General features: G+C 52.2%; 1 tRNA gene and 1 rRNA gene (1 of these 2 cut by a window edge). Both read right to left on the reverse strand.

Annotated features, from left to right (window positions below):
- Window positions 1-869, reverse strand: a 23S ribosomal RNA gene (locus ACFVFH_RS35710); it reaches 2,061 nt to the left of the window's first position.
- A gap of 82 nt (window positions 870-951) precedes the next feature.
- Window positions 952-1,027: transfer RNA gene (locus tag ACFVFH_RS35715), tRNA-Ala, on the reverse strand.
- Window positions 1,028-1,091 lie beyond the last annotated feature (64 nt).

Consider the following 1,091-nt stretch of genomic DNA (forward strand, 5'->3'; position numbering starts at 1 on the left):
TTTCGGAGAGAACCAGCTATCTCCAGGTTCGATTGGCATTTCACCCCTACCCACACCTCATCCCCGCACTTTTCAACGTGCGTGGGTTCGGGCCTCCATTCAGTGTTACCTGAACTTCACCCTGGACATGGGTAGATCACCTGGTTTCGGGTCTACGACCACGTACTCAATTCGCCCTATTCAGACTCGCTTTCGCTGCGGCTCCGCATCTTCTGCTTAACCTTGCACGGGATCGTAACTCGCCGGTTCATTCTACAAAAGGCACGCCATCACCCGTTAACGGGCTCTGACTACTTGTAGGCACACGGTTTCAGGATCTCTTTCACTCCCCTTCCGGGGTGCTTTTCACCTTTCCCTCACGGTACTGGTTCACTATCGGTCACTAGGGAGTATTTAGCCTTGGGAGATGGTCCTCCCGGATTCCGACGGAATTTCACGTGTTCCGCCGTACTCAGGATCCACTCAGGAGAGAACGAAGTTTTGACTACAGGGCTGTTACCTCCTATGGCGGGCCTTTCCAGACCTCTTCATCTACCTCGTTCCTTTGTAACTCCGTACAGAGTGTCCTACAACCCCAAGAGGCAAGCCTCTTGGTTTGGGCTGGTCCCGTTTCGCTCGCCGCTACTCAGGGAATCGCATTTGCTTTCTCTTCCTCCGGGTACTTAGATGTTTCAGTTCCCCGGGTCTGCCTTCTCATATCCTATGTATTCAGATATGGATACCACTCCATTACGAGTGGTGGGTTTCCCCATTCGGAAATCTCCGGATCAAAGCTTGCTTACAGCTCCCCGAAGCATATCGGTGTTCGTCCCGTCCTTCATCGGCTCCTAGTGCCAAGGCATCCACCGTGCGCCCTTTCTAACTTAACCGTTAAAAAGAATCACTACGTGATATCTTGCATTACTAATTGAATGTGAATTACTTCTGTTATCTAGTTTTCAAAGAACACGTTGGTGGAGCCTAGCGGGATCGAACCGCTGACCTCCTGCGTGCAAAGCAGGCGCTCTCCCAGCTGAGCTAAGGCCCCAAAATGGTCGGGAAGACAGGATTCGAACCTGCGACCCCATGGTCCCAAACCATGTGCTCTACCA

Origin of the sequence: Streptomyces sp. NPDC057697 (assembly GCF_042799335.1) — a bacterium.
Classification (GTDB): domain Bacteria; phylum Actinomycetota; class Actinomycetes; order Streptomycetales; family Streptomycetaceae; genus Streptomyces.